The following is a 21053-nucleotide window of genomic DNA, read 5'->3' as shown; positions in this document are numbered from 1 at the left end:
CTCGAGCCGCGGCGCCCGCGCACCGGACTGCAGCGCTAAAAGGCGCCTGCGACGCTGAGCGTGGCCTGACCTGGCGCCACGAACGGCGCGATCGCGGTGATGCGCGGCCCGTCGGCCGCGGTCTGCTGCTTCTGCGGGTACCAATCGATCATGGCGTAGGTCGCGGTGCCGACGACCCCGACGCCGAAGAGGACCCACCCTGTGATCGCCCAAGGGACCGCGCCGTCAAAGCGGTCGAGCTTCTCGCGGAGCTTTCCGCATGCGTTCCTGAAGTCGGGGAGGTCGCCCGACGGATCTTCGCGCGCGCCACAGGGCTGAGACCTGCGGTTCGCAGGGATCGCGCTCTGGTGACCCGCGACGTACGTCTCGATCTGCTGCCCGATGTCGTCGGCGCTGCTGCGCGCGTCCACCGTGATGGCCGAGCCGACGATCCCCATGACCAGGCCGACCCCGGCGACGCCGGTCCCTGCCCAGGCGAGCGGCTTGCGAGCGTACCAGTGGAAGAACGGCTCGCGTCCGCCGGAGGCCTGCGCCGGGCTCATCGAGCCCATCGTGCTGCTCGTCGAGACGCTGACGGCGCCCGAGCTCGTCGGCGCTGCGGGTGACGGTGAGGGGCTCGGCGCGGCTGCGCCCGGAGCCATCGCGCCGGGAGCGGTCGCGCCCGGCGCTGGCGGCGCGATGTTCGTCGCCGGAGGCTGTGCCGGCGGTGGCGGCACGGCGCCCGGGGGGGCTGAGGTGGGCGCAGCGGTCGGCGTCGCCGGGGGGGGCGCGCCGACAGGCGGCGTCGCGGGCGTCGCACCGCTCGTGCCCAGGGTGAGCGTCGCGGGCGTGGCTGTGCCGATCTTCGCGTCCACCTGCGTGGTCGCTGATCGGTCCAGGTAGGTCGCGAACAAGGTGTGCTTGCCGGGCGTCACGAACACCGGATCGAGCAGCGGCGCCTTGCCGATGAGGACGCCGTCAACGCTGATGTCCGCGCCATTCGCGTCGGCGGTCACGACGAGGAAGCCGGTCTTCCGTTTCACATCGGCGATCGCCTTCTCCGCTGCCGCGCGCTGCTCCGGCGTCGCCGCGGCGTGCTCGCGCAGGAACTGCTGCAGGTGCTTGCCGGCGTCCTGGAGGTGATTGGAGCGAAGCTCGCTCTGTCCGAGGTTGAGCAGCACTGCCGGGTGTCGCTTGAGCGCGTAGACCTGAAGGAACGCGGTGCGTGCCTCCTCGAACCGACCGGCGTCGTACGCCTTGACCCCTTCCTCGTAGCGCTGGCGCGCGACCTCGGTCACGGGATCGGACGGTTGCGCGAAGCTCAGCGGTTCGCTGAAGAGAGAAGGGGGGAGCCCGGCCTCCGTGAGCACGGCGGGAGCGATCAGCGAGAGCAGGAGGACTGGGGCGCAGGCGCGTGTTTTCATGGCTCCTCAGATCGGGCTTCGCCTCGTCGGCGTCCGCGAAAGGATACGATTGCAGCAGGCCTCGCTGCCGAGGCGAGAAAGAGGTGCGCTTCAGAACGGCGCATCGCGGATGATGCCGCCGCCCTTGCTGCCTCCGGTCGAGCTCGTGCCACGCGGCGCCGGTGCAGGAGGCGCGGGCCTCTGTGCAGGGGGGGCAACCTTCGGCCTGGTCGCTGGCACCGCGGGCGTCGCTGCGCTCCCGGCGGAAGCGGGCGCCGTGGCAGATGCAGGCGCCGTAGCCGCAGGAGGCGTCGTGACAGAGGTAGGCGCCGCCGCGGCGGCAGATGTTGTCGCCGTGGGAGCCGGAGGCGACGCTGAGGCGCTCGACGCCGGCGAGACGCCGTCGTCCCTAGCGGTGGCGGCGGTCGAGGCGGCGGGGGGCGCCTGCGAGGCGGCGGAGGGCGTGGTCGCTACGGCGGGTGTCTCCGCCGTCGACGATGCCGCCGGGGGCCTGGGATCCTCGCCGGCGTCGTCTTGACGCAAGGTGCGAACGACGACGAGCAGCAAGGCCACGCCCGCGAGGGCGAGCACGACCCGCAACGCCGTCTTGTTCGGCGTGGACACGGGGATCTCGATCGGATCGTGGTCCTCCGTGCGGATGCCGGACGCGGCCACGGAATCAGCGCTTTCCCTGGCTGGATGCGCCGCGCGGGAGCCCCTGCGCGCCGGCCGTGCCGACGGCGGTTCATTCTCCGGGGGCGGGGAGGGCGACCGGTCCACCCGCGGCTGCGGCTCAGCGGCGTGCGCGCCGGCCGCGGCGCCTGGCGGGCCGGCCGCAGCCGCCGGCTCACCCATTCCTACCTGTGTTTTCCCTGCGGGCGCGGGGGGCTGGTCCCGCGCCACCGCGCCGCCCTCCAGCGCGATCGGGGCGCTCGCGTCCGAGGCGCCTCCGGCCGTCCGGGCGTCGATGACCGGCTGAGGCGAGGGGCTGGCCTGCTCACCGGCCCCTGCCATTCCCGCGTCGCGGGACGTGGCCCCCGCCGCGGGCGGTCCCGGCGGGTCCTCGCCGATCGCGATGGTCGGGACCCCCTCGATCACGGTGTCGGACACGCCGGACGCGCCGGCTGGTGGGGCCTCGATGACGCGCGTCGTGGGCGCCGCAGGTGCAGCAGGAGAAGGCGCCACCGCGGGTCCAGGCTTCACCGCCGGCGCTTCGGCGGGGGAGGCCGCCTGGGCTTCCGACGATTTCGCAGCGGATGCGCCGGGCTCCTGAGCAACGGCGCCGCCGCGCGCGTCGCCTCGGGCGCCCGACAGCTCGTCGAACCCCTCCCAGGATGGCCGGATCGACGACGCGATCCGTTCCGCCTCCTCAGCAGAGAGGGAGCGCTCACCAGGTTCCGCGGTCGTCGGTTGCTCCCCCGCAGTCATCGCGGTGAGGAACTTACCACCCGCGTCTGCTGCACCGCAATCTCGCGACGGATCGGCGCATCACGGGCTGCCGCGCACGGCGGGAGCGCGCGCCCCCCGGCGCCCCCGGAAACCACCGCGAACGGCTCACCCGCCGCGCACATCGCGCAGCAGCGCGTCATCCCAGGTGTCGGCGACCTGGCTCACCGTCGTGACGATATCCTCGAACTCTTCGTACTCGAGCGCGCTGAGGCGCCGCAGGCAGCGCACCACCACCTCGTTGCGCGACTTGTCGATCGCGAAGGCCGCGTCGGAGGTGGTGATGAAGCTGAGCTCCAGGAGACGTCTATAGAAGGCCTCGCGCCCGCTCAGGGGGACGGCCATGATGGGAGAAAAGACCATCAGGACGCCTTGAGCCTCCAGCACGTTGACGCCGATCGTCGCGCTCCCGTGCTGAAGCTGCGCGTACCCCGTCTCGTCGAGCGTGCTGGCGCCAACGCCGCTCGGCGCTCTGGCCCCGCCTTGAGAGCTCGCGTTGTACCGGGCGAGATACGCGTTGACCATGCTCGTCGCGTCGGCAAACCTCTCCCCCGACGCGCGGTCCGCGTAGAGGGGTCCTGTGGATGAAGTGGGCGTGAGGTCGGGCACGTGAAACCTCCTGGACGCATCGCCAGTCGCTCGGCGCGCGGGGCTGAACTGGCGAACCGACAGCACACCAGCCCGGCGTGGTTGCATCGTAGCGCTCCGGCGTTCGCGGCGATCGCGCTTTTTGCAGTGGTGGCGCACGCCACCCTCGGGTGCAGCGCGGAGGGCGGCGCGCCGGCTGCGCCCGCCGGCATCTCCGACGAGGAGCGCGCCGCCGCGCTGCTCGATCCGGCTGCGCTCCTCCCACCCCGCGCTGAGACGGTCGCCCTCGCCGATGCCGTCGCCATCGCGTCATCGCGCGCCGGGGCGCCGGCGCAGGCGGCCTCGCTCGCGGAGCTGGCCGGCGACCTTCGCGTGCGGCTCTTCCGCCTCGATCAGGCGGTCACCGACGCGCGCGAGGCGATGGAGCTCTACAGCGCGGCGGCGACGGCCTTCCGCGCCTCGGCCGATCCGGCCCACGTCGAGCGCGCGTGCCAGGCCGAGCGCCGCCGCGCGCTGCTCGCCGGCGAGCTCGCTCACGACGCGGCCGTCGCGTACCGCGAGCTCTACCTGGTCTCGCGGCGCTACGCGGCCCTCGCCCCGCCCGCGCCGTCCGGCGGCGCGCCGCGCTCGCAGTGCCTGGGCGCGCTCGCGCTCGCGCTCGCGCAAGCCGCTGCCTACCGGCCGAGCGGGGATGCGCTGCGCGCCTTGGAGCAGGAGGGACACCGCGTCGAGGGCGTCGCGCTCGCGCTCGCCTCGGGGCCCGCGCCGGGCTCCTCCGCCGCGCCCGCGAGCTCCGCGGGCGCGGCGCCGGTGCAGGTGACGACCGCCGAAGCCACCGGCGACGTCGTCGTCGCCCCCCGTGCGCCGGCCGCGCCCACCGGCCCGGTGAAGATCACCTCGATCGAGCGGCACGGCTCGGACAAAGGGGCGCGCGTCGTGGTCCAGCTCTCCGCGCCGACGACGTTCGACGTCGGCACGCTCGCGGCGGACGAGAGCGCCGGCAAGGACGCGCGCGTGTTCGTCGACATCGCGAGGGCGACGTCGCGCGGCATCGCGAGGGAGATCGAGGTCGGCGGCGTCCTGCGGCGCGTGCGCGTCGGCGTCCAGCCGGATGGAACGCGCGTCGTCCTCGATCTCGCCGCCAACCTGCACCGCCGGATCTTCTACCTCCCCGATCCGTTCCGGATCGTCGTCGACGTGAGCACCCGCCCTCCGTTGCGCGATGACAAGGACAACCCCAGCGGCGCGCGAGAGGTCCGGCGCGTCGCGATCGACCCGGGGCACGGCGGCAACGACACCGGCGCCGTCGGCCCGACCGGGTTGAAGGAGAAGGACGTGACGCTCGACGTCGCCCACCGCGTCGCCCCGCTCCTCGCGCGCGAGCTCAAGATCGAGACGCTCCTCACGCGGGACAGCGACACCTACGTCCCGCTGGAGCTCCGCACCGCGCGTGCGAACGCGTTCCACGCCGACCTGTTCGTGTCGATCCACTGCAACGCGAGCGAGAACGGCCGCGCTCGTGGGGTCCAGACGTTCTCGCTCGCGGCCCCTCACGACGGCGAGGTGACGTCGGCGCAGCTCGCGGCGCGCGAGAACGCCGCCCGCGCCGGGCGGGCTGGGCAGGGCGTGGACCCAGGTGATCCCGGCGCCCGCCTCGAGGTGGCGGCGATCCTGTCGAACCTCAACGTCGGCGACATGGCGGCCCGCTCGCGCCACTTCGCCGAGCTCCTCCAGCGGTCGTCGCTCGCCTCGCTCTCGCCCCGCTACCCCGACACGAAGGATCAGGGCGTCAGGGGCGCGGGCTTCTTCGTCCTCGCGGGCGCCGACATGCCGGCCGCGCTGTTCGAGACCGCCTTCATCTCGAACCCCGAGGACGAGGCTCGCCTCGCGACCGCCGACTTCCGGCAGAAGATGGCGGACGCCATCGTGAACGCGATCCGCGCCTACCGCGAGGGCAAGTGAGGGGCGCCGCTGGCCTGCGCGGGCGTCGCCCGCTCAGGCGTCACCCTCGCTCGAGGCCCATGAGCCGCTCGAGCGAGTCGCGCAGCTCGCCGGCCTCGCCCTTCTTGATGAAGTCGTAGGCGCCGGCCTCGGTCGCGTTCTTCTTCATGTCCTCGTGGTTCGAGTACACGATGCAGCGGATGTGCGAGGTCGCGTCGATGGAGCGGAGCCGCTCCAGGCAGCGCACGCCGTCGAGGCCCGGCATCATGATGTCCAGGATGAGCGCGTCGGGCTGGAGGTTGCCCACCGCGACGAGCGCGTCGAACGGATCCTGGAACGTCGTCAGGTCGAACCTCCGCGACAGCGTCTTGCGGAGCGCGGCGAGGACGGAGGGGTCGTCGTCGACCACGACGACCTTCGGCTTGCCCATCCGGAGGATCTCCGGGATCGGGTAGCCGTACTTTCGGAGGAAATCGAGCACGTCCAGCCGCCGGAAACGGAGGTGCCGTCCGGGCGTGCGGAAGTGGCGGATCTCCCCCTTGTCCGCCCAATTGTGGATGGTCTTGAGGTCCACCTGACAGAAGCGCGCGACGTCGCTCGCGGTGAACAGCTCAGGCTGCGTCGTGTTCTCTTTCGGGTTCGTTTCCATGGCTCACTCCTCGAGATCAGGCGTCGCCGGCACGGAGGGGGCATTCGTCTGGGGGGTGTCGAAGCTGGTCGGCACGGGTGGATCTGGCTCTCGTTCCTGTTTGATGTGGATCAGGGATCCATGTGCGCAGCATTCTTCGGCGACGAAGCGCCCGTTGCGCAGGACATAACGGGTCGGACCCTCGGTGGGCCGATCGCGGGCCTCGTGCGAAGGGTCGCCTGGCAGCGCCAGGTAGGGTGGCTCGGCCCCATCGCCCGGGACGAAGCGCGGACAGATCGGCAAGAGCGACTGGCGTTCCGCGAGCGCCACGGCGCTGCGCACGTCTGCGACCGCGGCGAGGAGATCGAGCGTGCGTGAAGTCGGCGGAGCGAGAAGGATCTCCCCACGCGCGGCGCGCTCCAGGACCTCGGACGGCGCTGCCCAGAAGCTCATTGTCGTCTCGTGCCCGTCGTGTCGCCCGATCTGGCCTGGCGGTAGCGGTAGCAGGAAGAAGCGCGCGTCGAAGCGCCGCGCCTCGGCGAGGGGCGTGATCCACCGCGCCCACGGGACGAGCGCCGCGAGCGCGAGCTTCAGGCCGCGCCGCGCGAGGACCGCATCGAGCGGCGCCCCGGCGGCGAGCTCCCGCCCCACCGCGTCGACCTCGTCGCCGGGCAGCGGAAGATCGGTCGGCAGAATGCCCCCTTCCTCCAGCGTCTCGCGGCACGCGGCCACGCACAGCGCTCGCGCCGGCGTCTCGCCCGTCGCGAACGCAGCGGCGCGCGCCGGTGGCTCGGTCGCCCGATCCGCCCAGACTTCCGCGCCGTCCTGCGCGTCCACTTTCCCACCAGGGAACACCACGGCGCCCCCCATGAAGCTCGAGCTCGCGTGGCGGCGAACGCAGAACACCTCGATTCCAGCGCGACCGTCACGGAGGACGATCACCGTGGAGGCATCGCGGGGACGGACCGGGGTTCGGTTCTGATCGAAATCCAGCAATATGGGATAAATTTGTTCCACGTGAGCTGCCTTTCGTCAAACCGTCCGCTGCGTCTCATTTCCGGCGTGCTCTGGGGTGAGCATGCGGGTTTGAGGCCAAGTCCGCCGCCTTTTCCGGCGGCTCGGGGACTTCCCGCAGATGCTTTCCACGCTGTCCCGACAACCGATGCCAACCGATGCCGCAGCGTGCGGTCGGTCGCGGGCGTGATGGTGCTCGATGGCGAGCGATGGCGAATCGAGAGGCGTCGGCTGCAATGAGCTCGGGCGATCTCTGCCTACGACGGAGGCGTCGTTGACGGGCTCGGCCCCCACGCCTAGAATCCCGCGCCTCGCAATTTCGGGGGGTTGTCTGGCCTCTTCGGACATGTCGCGGAGCCGTAAGTCCCGGCAGCCGGGGTCAGCGCCCCGCGGCTTGCATGCGCCAGGGAGCTCAGACGGCAGCGCCGAACGGCGCATTCGACGCGAGAGGACCTATGAACAAGGCCCAGCTGAAAAAGTTCAAGACCCTGCTTGAGACGAAGCGCGACGAGATCGTCAAGAAGGCCAAGCAAACGCTGACCGAGGACATGATGCTCGACGCGAACGATCTCCCTGACGAGATGGACCTCGCGTCGAGCGAGTACCTGCAGTCGTTCACCTTCCGGCTCCGTGGCCGCGAGAAGTCGTTCCTCGACAAGATCCAGAAGGCGCTCGTGAAGATCGAGGACGGCTCGTTTGGCAAGTGCGAGGAGTGTGAGGAGGAGATCTCGGCGAAGCGCCTCGAGGCGCGCCCCGAGACGACCCTGTGCATCCGCTGCAAAGAGGATCAGGAGAGGGTCGAGAAGGACTACGGCTGACGCTGCGCCACGCGAGGAGGCCGGCCGTCGGTCGCCTCCTTGCGCGAGGGTGCCTCGGCGCCGTCGGGCGTGCGCTCCTGCTCCCGGTCCACGTCGCGCGGACCGGGCGGGGCCACGCCCGTTCTGCTATTTACGGGCGGCTGCGCGGCTGCGCGGCTGCTGTGGGGTGCGACGCTTCGACGCTGCGAGCACCTCGCGCAGGTACGCGCCGGTGAATGACGCCTCCTCCTGCGCGATGTCCTCCGGGGTGCCAGCAGCGACGATCGTCCCGCCGCGCTCGCCGCCCTCGGGGCCCAGGTCGATCACCCAGTCGCTGCATGCGATCACGTCGAGGTTGTGCTCGATCACGAGGACGGTGTTCCCGGCGTCGCGCAGGCTCATCAGGCTCCCGGTGAGCACCTCGATGTCAGAGAAGTGCAGGCCCGTCGTCGGCTCGTCGAGCACGTAGAGCGTGCGGCCGGTGGCCTTGCGCGCGAGCTCGCGCGCGAGCTTCACGCGCTGCGCCTCGCCGCCCGAGAGCGTCGTCGCGGGCTGCCCCAGGGTGATGTAGCCGAGGCCGACCCGCGCGAGCGCGGCGAGCCGCTCCCGGACGCGGGGGAGCGCCTCGAACTGGTCAATCGCCTGCTCGACCGTCAGGTCGAGCGCGTCGGCGATCGACATCCCGCGGTAGAGCACCTCGAGCGTCTCGCGGTTGTACCGGCGGCCGCCGCACGTCTCGCACGTCACGAAGATGTCGGGCAGGAAGTGCATCTCGATCCGGAGCACGCCGTCGCCCTGGCAGGCCTCGCACCGTCCGCCTTTCACGTTGAACGAGAAGCGGCCCGCCTTGTACCCGCGCGTCCTCGCCTCCGGGAGGCCCGCGTAGAGCTCGCGGAGGAGCCCGAAGACCCCCGTGTACGTCGCCGGGTTCGAGCGCGGCGTGCGGCCGATCGGGGCTTGATCGATCGAGATGACCTTGTCGATGTGCGAGAGGCCCTCGATGCCGTCGCACGCGCCGATCGGGGCGGAGCTCCTGTACAGCTCGTTCTTCGCGGCCGGCAGCAGCGTGTCGACGATGAGGCTCGACTTGCCCGAGCCCGACACGCCGGTGACCGTGCAGAAGAGGCCGACGGGGATCTCGGCCGTGACGTTGAGGAGGTTGTGGGCCCGCGCGCCGCTGACACGGATGAAGCGCCCGTCGGGGCGCTGGCGCTTCGTGGGGATCGCCAGCTGCTTCTTGCCGCTGAGGTACGGGCCGGTGATCGACGCCGGATCGGCGCTCAGCTCCTCCGGCGTGCCCTGCGCCACCACGTTGCCGCCGTGCACGCCGGCGCCCGGGCCCATGTCCACGATGTGGTCGGCCGCGAGGATGGCGTCGCGGTCGTGCTCGACGACGACCACGGTGTTGCCGAGGTCCACGAGCCGCCTGAGCGCCTCGAGCAGGCGCGTGTTGTCGCGCGCGTGCAGGCCCACCGAGGGCTCGTCGAGCACGTAGAGCACGCCGACGAGCGCGGCCCCGATCTGCGTCGCGAGGCGGATGCGCTGGCCCTCGCCGCCGGAGAGGGTCTGCGCGGAGCGGTCGAGCGTGAGGTAGTCGAGCCCGACGTCGATGAGGAACCCGAGGCGGGCGATCACCGCCCGGAGCAGCGGCTCGGCGATCGCGCGCTCGCGCGGCGCGAGCGCCCCGTCGACGTGGGCCTCGCCCGCGGCCTGCCCATCGGCGGAGGCCCGCGGCGCCCCCTCCTTCGGCGGCATGAGGCCCTCGAGGAAGACGCGCAGCGTGCGCAGCGGCAGGGTGCCGACGTCCGCGATGTTGCGATCCCCGAGGCGCACGGCGAGCGCCTCCGGGCGCAGGCGCCTGCCGTCGCAGGCGTCGCACACGCGCGTGATGACGAAGCGGCCGATCTCGTCGGAGAGCGCGGCGCTGTCCTCGTCGGGATCGGCCTCCTCCTCGTCGGCGAGGGCGGGCTCGCCGCTGCTCAGCAGGCGCTCGAGCCGCGGGATGATCCCCTCATAGGCGGCCCTCTTCTTCCCCCGGCCGCCGGCGCCCTGGGCGTCGCTCCCCTCGAGGATCGCCTGCCGCACCGCCGCCGAAAGCTTCGCCCATGGGACGTCCGGATCGCAGCCGAGCGTGCTGACCGCCCGCTCCGTCTCCGTGGCGAGCGAGAGCGAGCCGCGGCGCCCCCAGGCCACCACCGCGCCCTCGCGGAGCGTGCGCCGAGGATCGGGGACGACGCGGTCCGGATCGATGCGGGTCCTCGCGCCGATGCCGTCGCAGGCCGGGCACGCGCCGTGCGGGCCGTTGAAGGAGAACATCCGCGGCTCGATGGGCGGCAGCGAGATGCCGCAGTCGATGCACGCGAAGCGCTCGCTCATCCAGAGCGGCTCGATCTTCATGCCGTCGCTGGAGATGTCGACGAGCAGCCTGCCCTCGCCCAGCTTGAGCGCGAGCTCGACGGAGTCGGTGAGCCGGCCCTTGATGCCGTCCTTGACCACGATCCGGTCCACGACCACATCGAGGTCGTGCGCGCGCGTTCGGTCGAGGACGATCTCGTCGCCGAGATCGACGATCTCGCCGTCGATGCGCGCTCGCACGAAGCCCTCCCGGCGCAGCCGCTCGATGTCGAGCTTCAGCTCTCCGCGGCGGCCTCGCGCGATGGGCGCCATGATCGTGACCCGCGTCTTGTCCCCGAAATCGAGGATGCGGTCGACGATCTGTTGCACGGTCTGGGCCTCGATCCGCTTGCCGCACGCGGGGCAGTGTGGGGTGCCGACCCGCGCGAAGAGCAGGCGGAGGTAGTCCGAGATCTCGGTCACCGTGCCGACGGTCGAGCGCGGGCTCTTCGCCAGCGCGCGCTGCTCGATCGCGATGGCGGGCGAGAGGCCCTCGATCGACTCGACGTCTGGCTTGGACAGCTGCTCGAGGAACTGCCGCGCGTAGGCGGAGAGCGACTCGACGTAGCGGCGCTGCCCTTCCGCGTAGATGGTGTCGAACGCCAGGGACGACTTGCCCGAGCCGCTCGGGCCGGTGATCACCACCAGGCGGTCGCGCGGAAGCGACACGCTGACGTTCTTGAGGTTGTGCTGCCGGGCGCCTCGAACGACCAGTCGATCCATAGGGGGAACCGGAGAGCTATCACACACGGAAGCGGGCGTGGCGCCGCTCCTGCTCGCCGCTCGCTGCTCAGTTGGCTCTGTTGCCCCTGTTGCCCCTGTGGTCCCGCCCCGTCGCGCGCCGCGCCCGCGACGCGCCCCGCACCGCACCGCGCGCGCCAGGTCTTCCGGTTGTCTTGCAATTCTTCTCACGTCGCTGGGCTGCGAGCTGGACTATGAGAGGGCGCGCAGGTGGAAGCGCGTGCAAGGAGTGTCCTGATGGCGGTCGGCGCCGGCGCTGCGCTCGGCGTGGTCGCGCTCCTTGCGCGGTACGCCCCTGAGCTCGACGCGCTGCTGCTCGCGCCGCCCTCTCCGTCCGGGCGCTCCGAGCCCGGCCCCGCTGCGGCGCGTTCTGCCGGGCCCGCGGCAACAGCATCGCCCACGCCTGCACCCGCCACGGCCGCTGGTCAGGAGGAGGCAGCAGCGCCCGCTCCGGGCTCGCCTCCCGGTGCGGCCCCGGTTCCGCGAAGCGCGAGCCTGCAGGCCGCCGCGGCGGCCCCGCTGGTCGATCCCTTCGCGGCGGATCCGGTGGCGCGCGCTGCGTGCCCCGCCGACATGAGCCTCGTGGAGGGCGATTTCTGTCCATCCCTCCCGTATGTCTGCACCCGCAGCGGCGATGGAGCCGGCCATGGCTGCCCCGAGTACGGGCGCGGCGCCCGCTGTCGGGCTCCGGTGGATCACCGGCGCTTCTGCATCGACCGCCACGAGTGGCCGAACCGGGTGGGCGAGCTCCCGCGCGTCTACGTCGACTGGTACGAAGCGAAGTCGCTCTGCGCCTCGATCGGCAGGCGGCTGTGCCGGCGCTCCGAGTGGATGCTCGCTTGCGAAGGACCGAAGCGCCTGCCGTATCCTTGGGGCTTCGTGCGCACGCCCAGCCCTTGCAACATCGACCGCGCCGCGATCGAGTTCGACATCGACGCCATGGTGGACGAGGCGACCCGCGAGGGCGAGATCGCCCGGCTGTGGCAGGCCGATCCCATCGGATCGCACCCGAACTGCATCAGCGCCTACGGGGCGTACGACCTCTCCGGCAACGTCGACGAGTGGACCGACAACCTCGCCGACGATCCGGGCACGTCGCGCCCGGCCACGCTCAACGGCGGCTACTGGGGTCCTGTTCGGAACACCTGCCGCCTCACGACCGGAGGGCACGGGCCGACGTTCAAGTTCTACCAGGTCGGCTTCCGCTGCTGCGCGGACACGGTCGACGGCGTCGTCACGCCGCCGCCGCGGCCCTTCATCGAGCGCGACCGCGAGAAGGACGGCGTGTACGACTGACATGCGCGAGCGCATCGCCTTCATCGCTGCCCTCGTCGTCGCCGCCCTGGTGAGCGCGCTCCTCTTCGCCCCCCGCTTCCAGAGGCCGCCTGGGCCGCTCGACGCGGCGAGCGCAGCCCCGGCTGCGAGCATCGCCCCGCCAGAGCCGGCCCCGCCCGCGCCCGCGGTGGCGCCGCCGGCGCCACCGCCGCTGCCTGCGTACGTGCGCGTCGACCCGGAGAGCCGCGCGGCGTGCCTCGGCGGGATGGTGCTCGTCGACGGCATTTATTGCCCGTACGTCGGGCACCACTGCGCCGCTTACATCGACGAGGAGAAGGACATCTGCGCGCGGTTCGAGCCGGAGGTCCTCTGCGAGGGGCGCCTCCAGCACCGGCGCTTCTGCATCGACGTCTTCGAGTACCCGAACATCGAGGGCGTCCGCCCGGTGGTGATGGTCAACTGGCTGGAGGCGAAGCGCGCCTGCGAGATCGAGGGCAAGCGGCTCTGCTCCGGCGAGGAGTGGGAGTTCGCGTGCGAGGGGCCGCAGATGTGGCCCTATCCTTACGGGATCGCTCGCGATCCCGAAGCCTGCAACATCGACAAGAAGATCTCGATGCCGGTGCTCGAGACGTTCGCTGACCCATGGAAGATCTCGGCGGAGGTCGAGCGGCTCGATCGCCGGGTTGCGTCCGGGGAGATGCACCGGTGCGTCAGCCCCTTCGGCGTACGCGACATGACCGGCAACGTCGACGAGTGGGTGAACAATGAGCTCGGCACGCTGGACGAGAAGCCGTTTCGATCGACGCTGAAAGGGGGCTACTGGGGGCCGATCCGCTCGCGATGCCGCCCGGTCACGTCGACGCACAACCGGTGGTTCCGCTTCTATCAGGTCGGGTTCCGGTGCTGCTCCGACGCCCTCGACGGGGGCAAGGCCGTGACCCCGGCGGCCAAGACAGCGCGCATCCCACGCCGCAGCCCGATGGTCGATCCGGGCGGGCGGCAGGGGCCGTGAGGGGCCGCAGCCCGGGCCTCTGGCGTGGCCTCTGGCTTGGACTGACCGCGCGCGCCGGCGCAATGTCCCTGCGCCATGCCCGGCGAGGCCCCCCTCGCGCTGCGCCTGGTCCGCGAACGGGCTTCCCTCACGGCCGAGCCACCCCTGACCGCCGTGGCGCCATCGTCGAACCCGGTCCGGCCGAACCGCTCCCCTTCCAACTGCGCGCCGCTTGGACTACGTTGTCCGCCGGTACGAAAGTGGGCGGCCCCGATCGGGGGTTCGCCCTTGTACCAGGGCCTATAGCTCAATCGGTCAGAGCCCCCGGCTCATAACCGGGCTGTTCCTGGTTCGAGTCCAGGTGGGCCCACGAAAGCCACGAAACAGAAGGAGACAAGGAAGCACGTGAGCATCCGCGAGCAGATCGCATTCCTCGAAGAGCTGTCGGCCATCGACAGCGAGATCCGCCGCATCGATGAGCAGCTCGACAAGCAGCGCGGCAGCCTGGAAGGGATGCGGTCCGACCTGAAGCGGCTAGAGGAGCGGCTGAAGGGCGATCGGGAGACCCTGGCGGCCATGGAGAAGACGCGCTCCGAGCTCGTCGTCGAGCTCCGACAGATGTCGAGCCAGATCGAGCGCTCGCGGGAGAAGCTGCAGCGCTCCCGGAACGAGCGCGAGTCCAACGCGGCGCAGCGCGAGATCGAGGAGCTGCGCAAGCTGCACCGCGATCGCGAGGAAGAGATCGAGCGGCTGAACTCGGCCTCCGAGGGGGCGCGCTCGGCGATCGATGTGGCGGAGGCGAAGCGCGTCGATCTGGCGGGGGCGATCGACGGCAGCGCGCCGGGGACGCAGGCGTCGCTGGCCGCGCTCGAGGCCGAGCGCGCCCAGCGCGCCGAGGCGCGCGAGCAGGTGGTCCGCAAGCTGCCGGTCGTCCTGTACCGCCGCTACGAGTCGATCCGGACGCGCAGGCCCGTCGCGATCGCCCGCACCTACGACGGCACATGCCTCGGCTGCCACCTGTCCGTGCCGCCGATGATGTTCCAGAAGATGCGCCGCCAGGAGGAGTTCGAGCGGTGCCCGAACTGCAACCGGATCCTCTACTACATGCCGCCGGAGCCCGCGACGGGCAGCACGCCGGCCGCGGACCCCTCCCGCGCCTGATCCCGGGTGCGGCTTGAAGACGTGCTCCGCCTGTTTCAGGCTCTTCTCGCACGACAGCGGCTTCTGTCCCGTCGACGGGCAGCGCCTCATCCCGGTGGCTGAGGTAGCGCCGCCGGTCCACCCGGAGGACAGGCGCGTCGGCGCGACCCTTTGCGGCGGGCGCTACCAGATCTGGCGGATCGTCGCTGACGGGGGCATGGGGCGCGTCTACCAGGCGCTCGATCTTCGGACCGGCCGCAGCGTCGCCCTGAAGATCCTCCACCCCGAGGTCGCGCTCGACGAGGTGAGCGTCGAGCGCTTTCACCGCGAGTTCGAGGTCAGCGCGTCGCTGCCCCACGAACAGATCGTCGACGTGCTCGCCTTCGAGAAGACCGAGGACCACAGCTTCGCGCTGGTCATGGAGTACCTCGAGGGCGAGGAGCTCCGGACGGTCCTCAAGCGCGACAAGGTGCTGCCCCCCGAGCGCCTGGTGCGGATGCTGTCGCAGATCGCGCTCGGCCTCGAGGAGGCGCACAAGCGCAAGGTCGTGCACCGCGATCTCAAGCCGGACAACATCTTCCTGGTCGGCACGCACGACGGCGACATGGTGAAGATCCTCGACTTCGGCAGCGTGCGCGACAACAGCGAGGGCGCGAAGAAGCTGACCGTCGTCGGCACGACGATCGGGTCGCCCTTCTACATGTCCCCCGAGCAGGCGCAGGGGCTGCTCGCGCTCGACCATCGCGCCGACGTCTGGTCGGTCGCGGCGATCGTGTTCGAGTGCGTCACGGGGCAGGTCCCGTTCCACGCGCCGACCGGTCCGATGATCCTCGTGGCCATCATGGGCAACAATCCGCTGCCTCCGAGCGTGGCGGGCAAGGCGTACGGGGCGCCGGCCTCGCTCGATCCGGTGATGGAGGAGGCCTTCATGAAGAGCCCGGAGGCGCGCCTGCCTTCCGTCGGCCTGCTCGCCGATCGCGTGGGCCAGGCGTACGGCCTCGCGGGGTCGCACCGCGACTGGGCGTACCTACCGCAGAAGGAGCTCGCGGCCCGGATCCGCGCCGCGCTGCCGTCGGTCCTGGCCCGCCAGCCGCATGCCTCGGCGAGCGTGGGCGCGGTCCCCGCCGGCGCGAGCGGCGGGTCGATCGCCGCTGCGGTCATCGCGCCCTCGCCGGACGCTTCCGAGGCGTTCGCCGAGGACATCGTGATGGGCGTGCCACAGCGCTTGCCGCGGTGGGTCATCCCCGCGGTGGCCGGCGTGGCAGTGCTGCTCTGTGCGCTCGTCGCGCTGCTGATTTCGCGCTGACGGCGGCGCCGGGCCGTGCGCTCGTGCGACGTTGCGCCTTACGCGCGGCGGCGGCAGCGCAGGACGAAGGCGCGCGCGCTCCGGTTCAGTGCGCCATCGTCCTGGGCGCCGGGGCCCCGCGTTCGCGCTGGCGCCGCCGCTGTGTTATTTGTGTTGACCATGAGCACTCATCCTTCAACTCGGACCGGCAAGCCCCTCTCCGCCGCGATGTGCCTGATCGCGCTCTCCGGGCTCCCCGTCCTCGGCTGTAGCCAGAGCGAAGCGGCGACCTCTCGCGGCGCCACCGAGGCAGCACCTGCAGCCCCACCCCAGGGCGGAAAATCGAAGGTCGAGGATGCGGTCTACACCCTCGAAATGAAGCCGACAGGGACGTACAAGGCCGGCCAGGAGGGGCTCGTGGAGGTGTCGCTCCTGTCCAAGGGCGACTACCACATCAACGACAAATACCCCATCAAGTTCAAGGTCACCGAGGCGGCCGCCGAGGGCGTTTCGTACCCGAAGCCCTTGCTCAAGCGCGAGGACGGCGCGTTCGAGGAGACCAAGGGCGTCCTCAAGGTCCCGTTCGTGGCGGCCAAGAAGGGCAAGACCAAGGTGGCGGGCGTGCTCTCCTTCAGCATCTGCAGCGCCGCGAATTGCCTGATGCAGAAGCAGGAGCTCGAGGCGGTCGTCGACGTGCAGTAGGCAGAACGGTAAACTCAGCCTCACGTGAACAACGACACCTCCGGTTACCGGGGGGGCCAGCCCAGCGAGGTCGGCCCCAGCCAGACGGTCCAAGGCAGTGCGGCTGAGCGGGCTCGAAAGGCCCTCTCCGAGCTCGATGCCATCGCCTCCTCGATGGCCAGGCGGTTCAACGAAGAGCAGCGGGTCCTCTCCTTCCAGCAGTACCTGGAGCTCTTCGCTTCCAATCCGGTCCGCTTCGGACGCGACGCGGCTCGCTACGTCCGCGACATGTTCGACCATTTCGGCACGCGGACGATCAAGAAGCCCTGGGGGGAGCTGACCCGGTTCCAGCTCTTCGATCTGCCGTGGGAGCTGCCCGTAACCGAGCCCGCGCAGCAGGGCGCGCCGGCCGCGGCTTCGTACCACGGGCGGGACTTCGCGCTGATCGGCCATGAAGAGCTGCAGGCCGAGGTCTACCGGGTGCTCTGCAACTTCGTGCGCGAGGGCAGGGCCAACAGGCTCGTCCTGATGCACGGGCCGAACGGCTCGGCGAAGAGCACGCTCGCCGCCTGCATTCTGCGCGCCCTGGAGCACTACTCGACCCTCGATGAGGGGGCCGTGTACCGCTTCCACTGGGTGTTCCCGAGCCGCAAGACGATGCGCGGCTCGATCGGCTTCGGCGGCGACGTGAAGGCGAGCGCCGCGGACGGCACGAGCTACGCCCACCTCGAGGACGATCAGATCGACGCCCGGCTCGTGATCGAGCTCAGGGATCACCCGCTGTTCCTGCTCCCGGTGCGCGAGCGGCGGGCGCTCATCCTGAAGCTTTACGAGGACGCCGGCGCGACGGAGCCGCCGCCCGAGTGGCTGATGAGCGGCAAGCTGTCCCACAAGAACCAGCAGGTCTTCGAGGCGCTCCTCGTGGCGAGCGGCGGCTCGCTCGTCGAGACGTTGCGGCACGTCCAGGTCGAGCGGTACTTCATCTCCCGCCACTACCGCGTCGGCGCCGTCACGATCGGCCCGGAGCTCTCGGTCGACGCCGGCGAGCGGCAGATCACGGCAGATCGCTCGCTCGCCTCGCTCCCGACCTCGCTTCAGGCGACGACGCTCTTCGAGGCGCACGGTGAGCTGATCGAGGCCGCCGGGGGCGTGCTCGAGTTCAGCGATCTCCTCAAGCGACCGCTCGACGCTTTCCGGTACCTCCAGCTCACGCTGGAGACGGGGGAGGTCAGCCTGCCGCAGCAGACGGTGCAGACGAACGTCGTGATGATCGGAAGCGCCAACGACGTGCACCTCAACGCCTTCCGGGAGCACCCGGAGTTCCCGAGCTTCCGCGGGCGCTTCGAGCTCCTGCGTGCGCCCTACCTCCGGAGCTACCCCGACGAGCAGGCGATCTACGACACGCAGATCGTCCCGTTCGTGACCCGCCACGTCGCCCCGCACGCGACGCGCGTCGCCGCGCAGTTCGCCGTGCTCACCCGCATGCGGCAGCCGGAGGCGAAGCGGTATCCCGACGCGCTCGCGCCGCTCGTCTCGAGCCTCACGGCCGTCGAGAAGATGGAGCTGTTCGCGACGGGCACGGCGCCGGAGCGGTTCGACGCGGAGGCGCAGAAGGTCCTGCGCGCGGGCATCGAGGCGATCTACCACGAGAGCGACGCGTCCGTGGACTTCGAGGGGCGCCTCGGCGTCTCGCCGCGGGAGGTGCGGACGCTCCTGCTCGACGCGGCGCAGAGCGAGGATCACGCGTGCCTCTCCCCGTTCGCCGTGCTCTCGGAGCTCGACGCGCTCTGCAAGCGGCAGGCGGAGTACGACTGGCTCAAGGAGAAGCAGCTCGCGGGCGGCTACCACGATCACCGGCTCTTCCGCGAGGTCGTGCGCACGCGCCTGCTCGACACGACCGAGGAGGAGATGCGGACGGCCAGCGGCCTCGTCGACGAGACGCGCTACGCCGAGCTGTTCGATCGGTACGTCTCCCACGTCGGCGTCTGGGTGAAGGGGGAGAAGATCAGGAACCCGCACACCGGCGACTTCGAGAACCCTGACGAGCGCATGATGCGCGAGGTGGAGGCGCTCCTCGGGGTCCGCACGAAGCACGACGATCACCGGCGCGGCCTGATCTCGGCCATCGCGGCGTGGGCCATCGACCACCCTGGGCAGAAGATCGTCAACGCGGTCGTGTTCCCGCAGCAGATCCGCAAGTTGCGGGAGGCGGTGTTCACGGAGCGGCGCAAGGGCGTGGCGCTCCTGGTTCGCGATCTCGTCGCGCTCCTCCGCGACGCGCAGAGCGACGGCAAGTCCGAGAAGGGCTGGGGCGAGCTGCGCGAGGAAGAGCGCAGGAACGCGACGCGCGCGCTCGAGCGGCTGCGCGGGATGGGCTACTGCGACCGCTGCGCGCTCGACGCCGCGAGCGCGCTGCTCCGCGCGCGCTTCGCTGAGCTCGTCACCTGAAGCGAAGCATGATCATCGACTCGCACTGCCACGTCGATCCACGTCATTTCCGCGAGGGAGCCGATGTCGTCCTGGACCGCGCGCGGGCCGCCGGCGTGGACGCGTTCGTGGTCGTCGGCGTCGACGCGGATCTCTCCGCGGCGCGCTTCGCCGCGGCGCTCGCGGCGCGGCGTGCCGACGTGCACGCCGCGGTCGGCGTCCATCCGCACGATGCCTCTGCCTTGGACGACCGGATGCTCGCGGAGCTCGAGGTCCTCGCGCGCCTGCCCGAGGTCGTGGCCGTCGGCGAGATCGGCCTCGACTACCACTACATGCACTCGCCGAAGGACACACAGCAGCGCGTCTTCGCCGACCTCGTCGCCCTCGCTCGGAGGGTGGAGAAGCCCATCGTCGTCCACACGCGCGAGGCGCCAGAAGACACGCTCGCGATCCTGGAGCGCGCCCAGGCGAGCGACGTCGGCGGCATCATCCATTGCTTCTCCGAGGATCGCGCGTTCGCCGAGCGGGCGCTCGCGCTCGATTTCGACCTCTCGTTCTCGGGCATCGTGACCTTCAAGACTGCGCGCGCGATCCAGGAGGTCGCCGCCTGGGCTCCGGCGGATCGGATCCTGGTCGAGACGGACAGCCCTTACCTCGCGCCGGTGCCGTTCCGGGGGAAACGGTGCGAGCCAGGGCACGTGCTGCACACGGCGCGCTTCGTCGCGGAGCTCCGGGGCGAGCCCTTCGAGGCGCTTGCCGCGCGCACGGCGGAGAACACCCGCAGGCGGCTGCGGCTTCCGCAGGACGGCGCGCTCACCGGCTGAGACGAGCGCGCGCGGGTCCGCGCCTGCGGGCTCGCCCCGGGCACGTTTCGAGGCATAGTGACAGCACGATGGCGCAGAGGTCTCGCGACGGTCGCCGGATCGCCTCCGCGTGGGCGCTCTCCGTCGCGGCCCACGCAGGGCTGGTGGGCGCAGGCGCGCTGGTCGTCGCTGGCTCGTTCTCGGCACGGGACGTAGCGCGCGCGCGGACGGTCGGGCCGCCAGCCCCGATGAGCGCGCCGATCGAGATCGAGCTGCCCGTCGTCACGGACGGCACGCTCGACCGCGCGGCGGCGACCGCGTCCGAGCTGGCCGTCCGCCTTTCGCGCGGCGGAGGGGAAGACGCACCGCGGCCGGACACGGGGACGAGCGGGCGTGGCGGTACCGACGCGGCGGAGCTGCCTGCGTTGAACCTCGCCGACAGGGACGACGCCACCTATCTGTCTCCAGAGATCCGTTCGCGCCTCGACAGGAGCCAGATCCAGCGCATCCGCTCGTCGTCCCAGCGCGCATCGCGCGAGGACTGGCGCGCCAGCCGGGAGCCCATGGAGCTCACGTTCCTCGCGGGGGGGCGGGTAGGCCGTCGGGCCGAGCGACGCGCGTCGGCCGAGCGCGATCCGTCGCTCGGGGCGCGCGATGGAGGCGCGCCCCAGCGTCGCGGCGGTAAGCTCGGCGCTGCGGCCCAGCCTGCAGGTATCGACGGCGCGACCGACGCGTCCGCTGCGCGCGACGCGACGCTTTCCCTGGGGGCGAGCCCGCGCGCCACAGGCGGTGCCGTCGAGGGAGGCGAGCGCGCGTCCGCGGGGCTGGGCGTTCGCGACGGGCGGCCCGGCGAGGATCACCGCGAGAGCGCGGCGGTTCCGCTGGCGCGGCCGATGGTCGCGGTGGGCACGCCATCCGTCCCCGCCGACGCCATGGGGCACCCGAACGACACGGTCGACAGCGAGCAGGAGGTGGCGACGGCGATCCAGTCGCTCGTTCACGCCAGCTCGGCCGGAGGGGCGCGTGGGTTCGGGCCAGGCGGACAGGCAGGACCGGGCGCGACTGGCGCGGGTGGCGTGGCGGGCGGCGGCGCGCGTTCCAGCGCGCTCGGTTCAGGGCGCGGCCGGCTGCTCGACAACGATCCGCTCGATCGCAGGCGCAGCCATTACATGAGGCAGGTCATGGCCAAGCTGCACCCGCTGTGGGCCGACGCGTTTCCCAAGTGGGCCGCAGGCGAGGGGCTTCAGGGGACCGTGATCGTGACCTTCGTGATCCACGCCGATGGGACCGTGGGGAGCGCGTCGGTGACGCGGCCGAGCGGCATCCCCGAGTTCGATGAGAACTGCCGGCGCGCGGTGCTGCGCGGTTCGCCGTACCCACCGGTGCCGCCCGAGCTCGGCGAGAGCTTCCGGTGGTCGATGCCGTTCGAGGCGAGGAACCCCGCGGTCCTGCCGAAGCACTGAGAGCGTGAACGGTGATCCAGACCAATCTTCTGGGACGACTATGATTACCGAGATGAC

The 21053-nt window shown here is 71.3% G+C and carries 16 protein-coding genes and 1 tRNA gene; 12 read left to right on the top strand and 5 right to left on the bottom strand.

Annotation, left to right across the window (positions count from 1 at the left end; genetic code table 11):
* Positions 1-35: 35 nt before the first annotated feature.
* Positions 36-1403 (bottom strand): hypothetical protein, encoded by a 1368-nt coding sequence (locus tag WMF39_RS21070; RefSeq protein WP_437747263.1) that lies wholly within the window; start codon positions 1401-1403, stop codon positions 36-38.
* Between the two features lie 292 nt (positions 1404-1695).
* Here WMF39_RS21070 and WMF39_RS21065 point away from each other — a divergent pair, with 292 nt between their 5' ends.
* Positions 1696-1920, top strand: a complete 225-nt coding sequence (locus WMF39_RS21065) for a hypothetical protein (RefSeq protein WP_437747262.1) — start codon at positions 1696-1698, stop codon at positions 1918-1920.
* Between the two features lie 1016 nt (positions 1921-2936).
* Here WMF39_RS21065 and WMF39_RS21060 read toward each other — a convergent pair.
* A complete protein-coding gene (locus tag WMF39_RS21060) occupies positions 2937-3353 on the bottom strand; it encodes a YbjN domain-containing protein (RefSeq protein WP_437747261.1) in 417 nt (138 codons plus the stop codon).
* A gap of 213 nt (positions 3354-3566) precedes the next feature.
* On the opposite strand from WMF39_RS21060, the gene WMF39_RS21055 reads away from it, so the two are divergent.
* Complete coding sequence (locus WMF39_RS21055; protein WP_437747260.1) at positions 3567-5378, top strand: N-acetylmuramoyl-L-alanine amidase; 1812 nt, start codon at positions 3567-3569, stop codon at positions 5376-5378.
* 40 nt (positions 5379-5418) lie between these two features.
* Here the strand turns inward: WMF39_RS21055 and WMF39_RS21050 are convergent, their stop codons facing one another.
* Entirely contained in the window at positions 5419-6006 is a 588-nt protein-coding gene (locus WMF39_RS21050; protein ID WP_012236418.1) for a response regulator, read from the bottom strand.
* A gap of 3 nt (positions 6007-6009) precedes the next feature.
* A complete protein-coding gene (locus WMF39_RS21045; RefSeq protein ID WP_437747259.1) occupies positions 6010-6927 on the bottom strand; it encodes an NUDIX hydrolase in 918 nt (305 codons plus the stop codon).
* Between the two features lie 527 nt (positions 6928-7454).
* Here WMF39_RS21045 and WMF39_RS21040 point away from each other — a divergent pair.
* A complete protein-coding gene (locus tag WMF39_RS21040; RefSeq protein WP_012236416.1) occupies positions 7455-7817 on the top strand; it encodes a TraR/DksA family transcriptional regulator in 363 nt (120 codons plus the stop codon).
* Positions 7818-7943: 126 nt separating this feature from the next.
* On the opposite strand, the gene uvrA is transcribed toward WMF39_RS21040, so the two are convergent.
* The gene (gene uvrA, locus WMF39_RS21035) at positions 7944-10913 is read right to left on the bottom strand and encodes an excinuclease ABC subunit UvrA (RefSeq protein ID WP_437747258.1); all 2970 of its coding nucleotides are present in this window, start codon (positions 10911-10913) and stop codon (positions 7944-7946) included.
* Positions 10914-11168: 255 nt separating this feature from the next.
* Between uvrA and WMF39_RS21030 the strand changes: the two genes are divergently transcribed.
* The 9 genes from WMF39_RS21030 to WMF39_RS20990 all read left to right on the top strand — a co-directional run bounded on the left by WMF39_RS21030 (position 11169) and on the right by WMF39_RS20990 (position 20996).
* Entirely contained in the window at positions 11169-12227 is a 1059-nt protein-coding gene (locus WMF39_RS21030; RefSeq protein WP_437747257.1) for a formylglycine-generating enzyme family protein, read from the top strand.
* 1 nt (position 12228) lies between these two features.
* Positions 12229-13218, top strand: a complete 990-nt coding sequence (locus WMF39_RS21025) for a formylglycine-generating enzyme family protein (protein WP_437747256.1) — start codon at positions 12229-12231, stop codon at positions 13216-13218.
* Positions 13219-13493: 275 nt separating this feature from the next.
* A tRNA-Ile gene (locus WMF39_RS21020) sits at positions 13494-13567 on the top strand.
* A gap of 35 nt (positions 13568-13602) precedes the next feature.
* Positions 13603-14358 carry a zinc ribbon domain-containing protein gene (locus WMF39_RS21015; RefSeq protein ID WP_437747255.1) on the top strand — a complete coding sequence of 252 codons (756 nt, stop codon included), beginning with the start codon at positions 13603-13605 and terminating at the stop codon, positions 14356-14358.
* A gap of 13 nt (positions 14359-14371) precedes the next feature.
* A complete protein-coding gene (locus tag WMF39_RS21010; RefSeq protein ID WP_437747254.1) occupies positions 14372-15643 on the top strand; it encodes a serine/threonine protein kinase in 1272 nt (423 codons plus the stop codon).
* A gap of 159 nt (positions 15644-15802) precedes the next feature.
* The gene (locus WMF39_RS21005) at positions 15803-16324 is read left to right on the top strand and encodes a hypothetical protein (RefSeq protein WP_437747253.1); all 522 of its coding nucleotides are present in this window, start codon (positions 15803-15805) and stop codon (positions 16322-16324) included.
* 24 nt (positions 16325-16348) lie between these two features.
* Positions 16349-18751 (top strand): PrkA family serine protein kinase, encoded by a 2403-nt coding sequence (locus WMF39_RS21000; RefSeq protein WP_437747252.1) that lies wholly within the window; start codon positions 16349-16351, stop codon positions 18749-18751.
* An 8-nt stretch (positions 18752-18759) separates the two neighbouring features.
* Complete coding sequence (locus tag WMF39_RS20995; protein WP_437747251.1) at positions 18760-19554, top strand: TatD family hydrolase; 795 nt, start codon at positions 18760-18762, stop codon at positions 19552-19554.
* Positions 19555-19622: 68 nt separating this feature from the next.
* Complete coding sequence (locus WMF39_RS20990) at positions 19623-20996, top strand: TonB family protein (RefSeq protein WP_437747250.1); 1374 nt, start codon at positions 19623-19625, stop codon at positions 20994-20996.
* The last annotated feature ends 57 nt before the right edge of the window (positions 20997-21053 follow it).

Origin of the sequence: Sorangium sp. So ce1504 (genome assembly GCF_051521635.1) — a bacterium.
GTDB classification, from domain to species: domain Bacteria; phylum Myxococcota_A; class Polyangia; order Polyangiales; family Polyangiaceae; genus Sorangium; species Sorangium cellulosum_B.
The sequence above is the reverse complement of the archived record's forward strand: the minus strand, read 5'-3'. Positions and strand labels throughout refer to the sequence as shown.

What these genes read in the sequence shown, in the direction of transcription:
- WMF39_RS20995 (WP_437747251.1), top strand. Translation starts at nt 18,760, where the DNA reads ATGATCATCGACTCGCACTGCCACGTCGATCCACGTCATTTCCGCGAG.
- uvrA (WP_437747258.1), bottom strand. Translation starts at nt 10,913, where the DNA reads ATGGATCGACTGGTCGTTCGAGGCGCCCGGCAGCACAACCTCAAGAAC.
- WMF39_RS21025 (WP_437747256.1), top strand. Translation starts at nt 12,229, where the DNA reads ATGCGCGAGCGCATCGCCTTCATCGCTGCCCTCGTCGTCGCCGCCCTG.
- WMF39_RS21030 (WP_437747257.1), top strand. Translation starts at nt 11,169, where the DNA reads ATGGCGGTCGGCGCCGGCGCTGCGCTCGGCGTGGTCGCGCTCCTTGCG.
- WMF39_RS21040 (WP_012236416.1), top strand. Translation starts at nt 7,455, where the DNA reads ATGAACAAGGCCCAGCTGAAAAAGTTCAAGACCCTGCTTGAGACGAAG.
- WMF39_RS20990 (WP_437747250.1), top strand. Translation starts at nt 19,623, where the DNA reads ATGGCGCAGAGGTCTCGCGACGGTCGCCGGATCGCCTCCGCGTGGGCG.
- WMF39_RS21070 (WP_437747263.1), bottom strand. Translation starts at nt 1,403, where the DNA reads ATGAAAACACGCGCCTGCGCCCCAGTCCTCCTGCTCTCGCTGATCGCT.
- WMF39_RS21050 (WP_012236418.1), bottom strand. Translation starts at nt 6,006, where the DNA reads ATGGAAACGAACCCGAAAGAGAACACGACGCAGCCTGAGCTGTTCACC.
- WMF39_RS21060 (WP_437747261.1), bottom strand. Translation starts at nt 3,353, where the DNA reads ATGGTCAACGCGTATCTCGCCCGGTACAACGCGAGCTCTCAAGGCGGG.
- WMF39_RS21005 (WP_437747253.1), top strand. Translation starts at nt 15,803, where the DNA reads ATGAGCACTCATCCTTCAACTCGGACCGGCAAGCCCCTCTCCGCCGCG.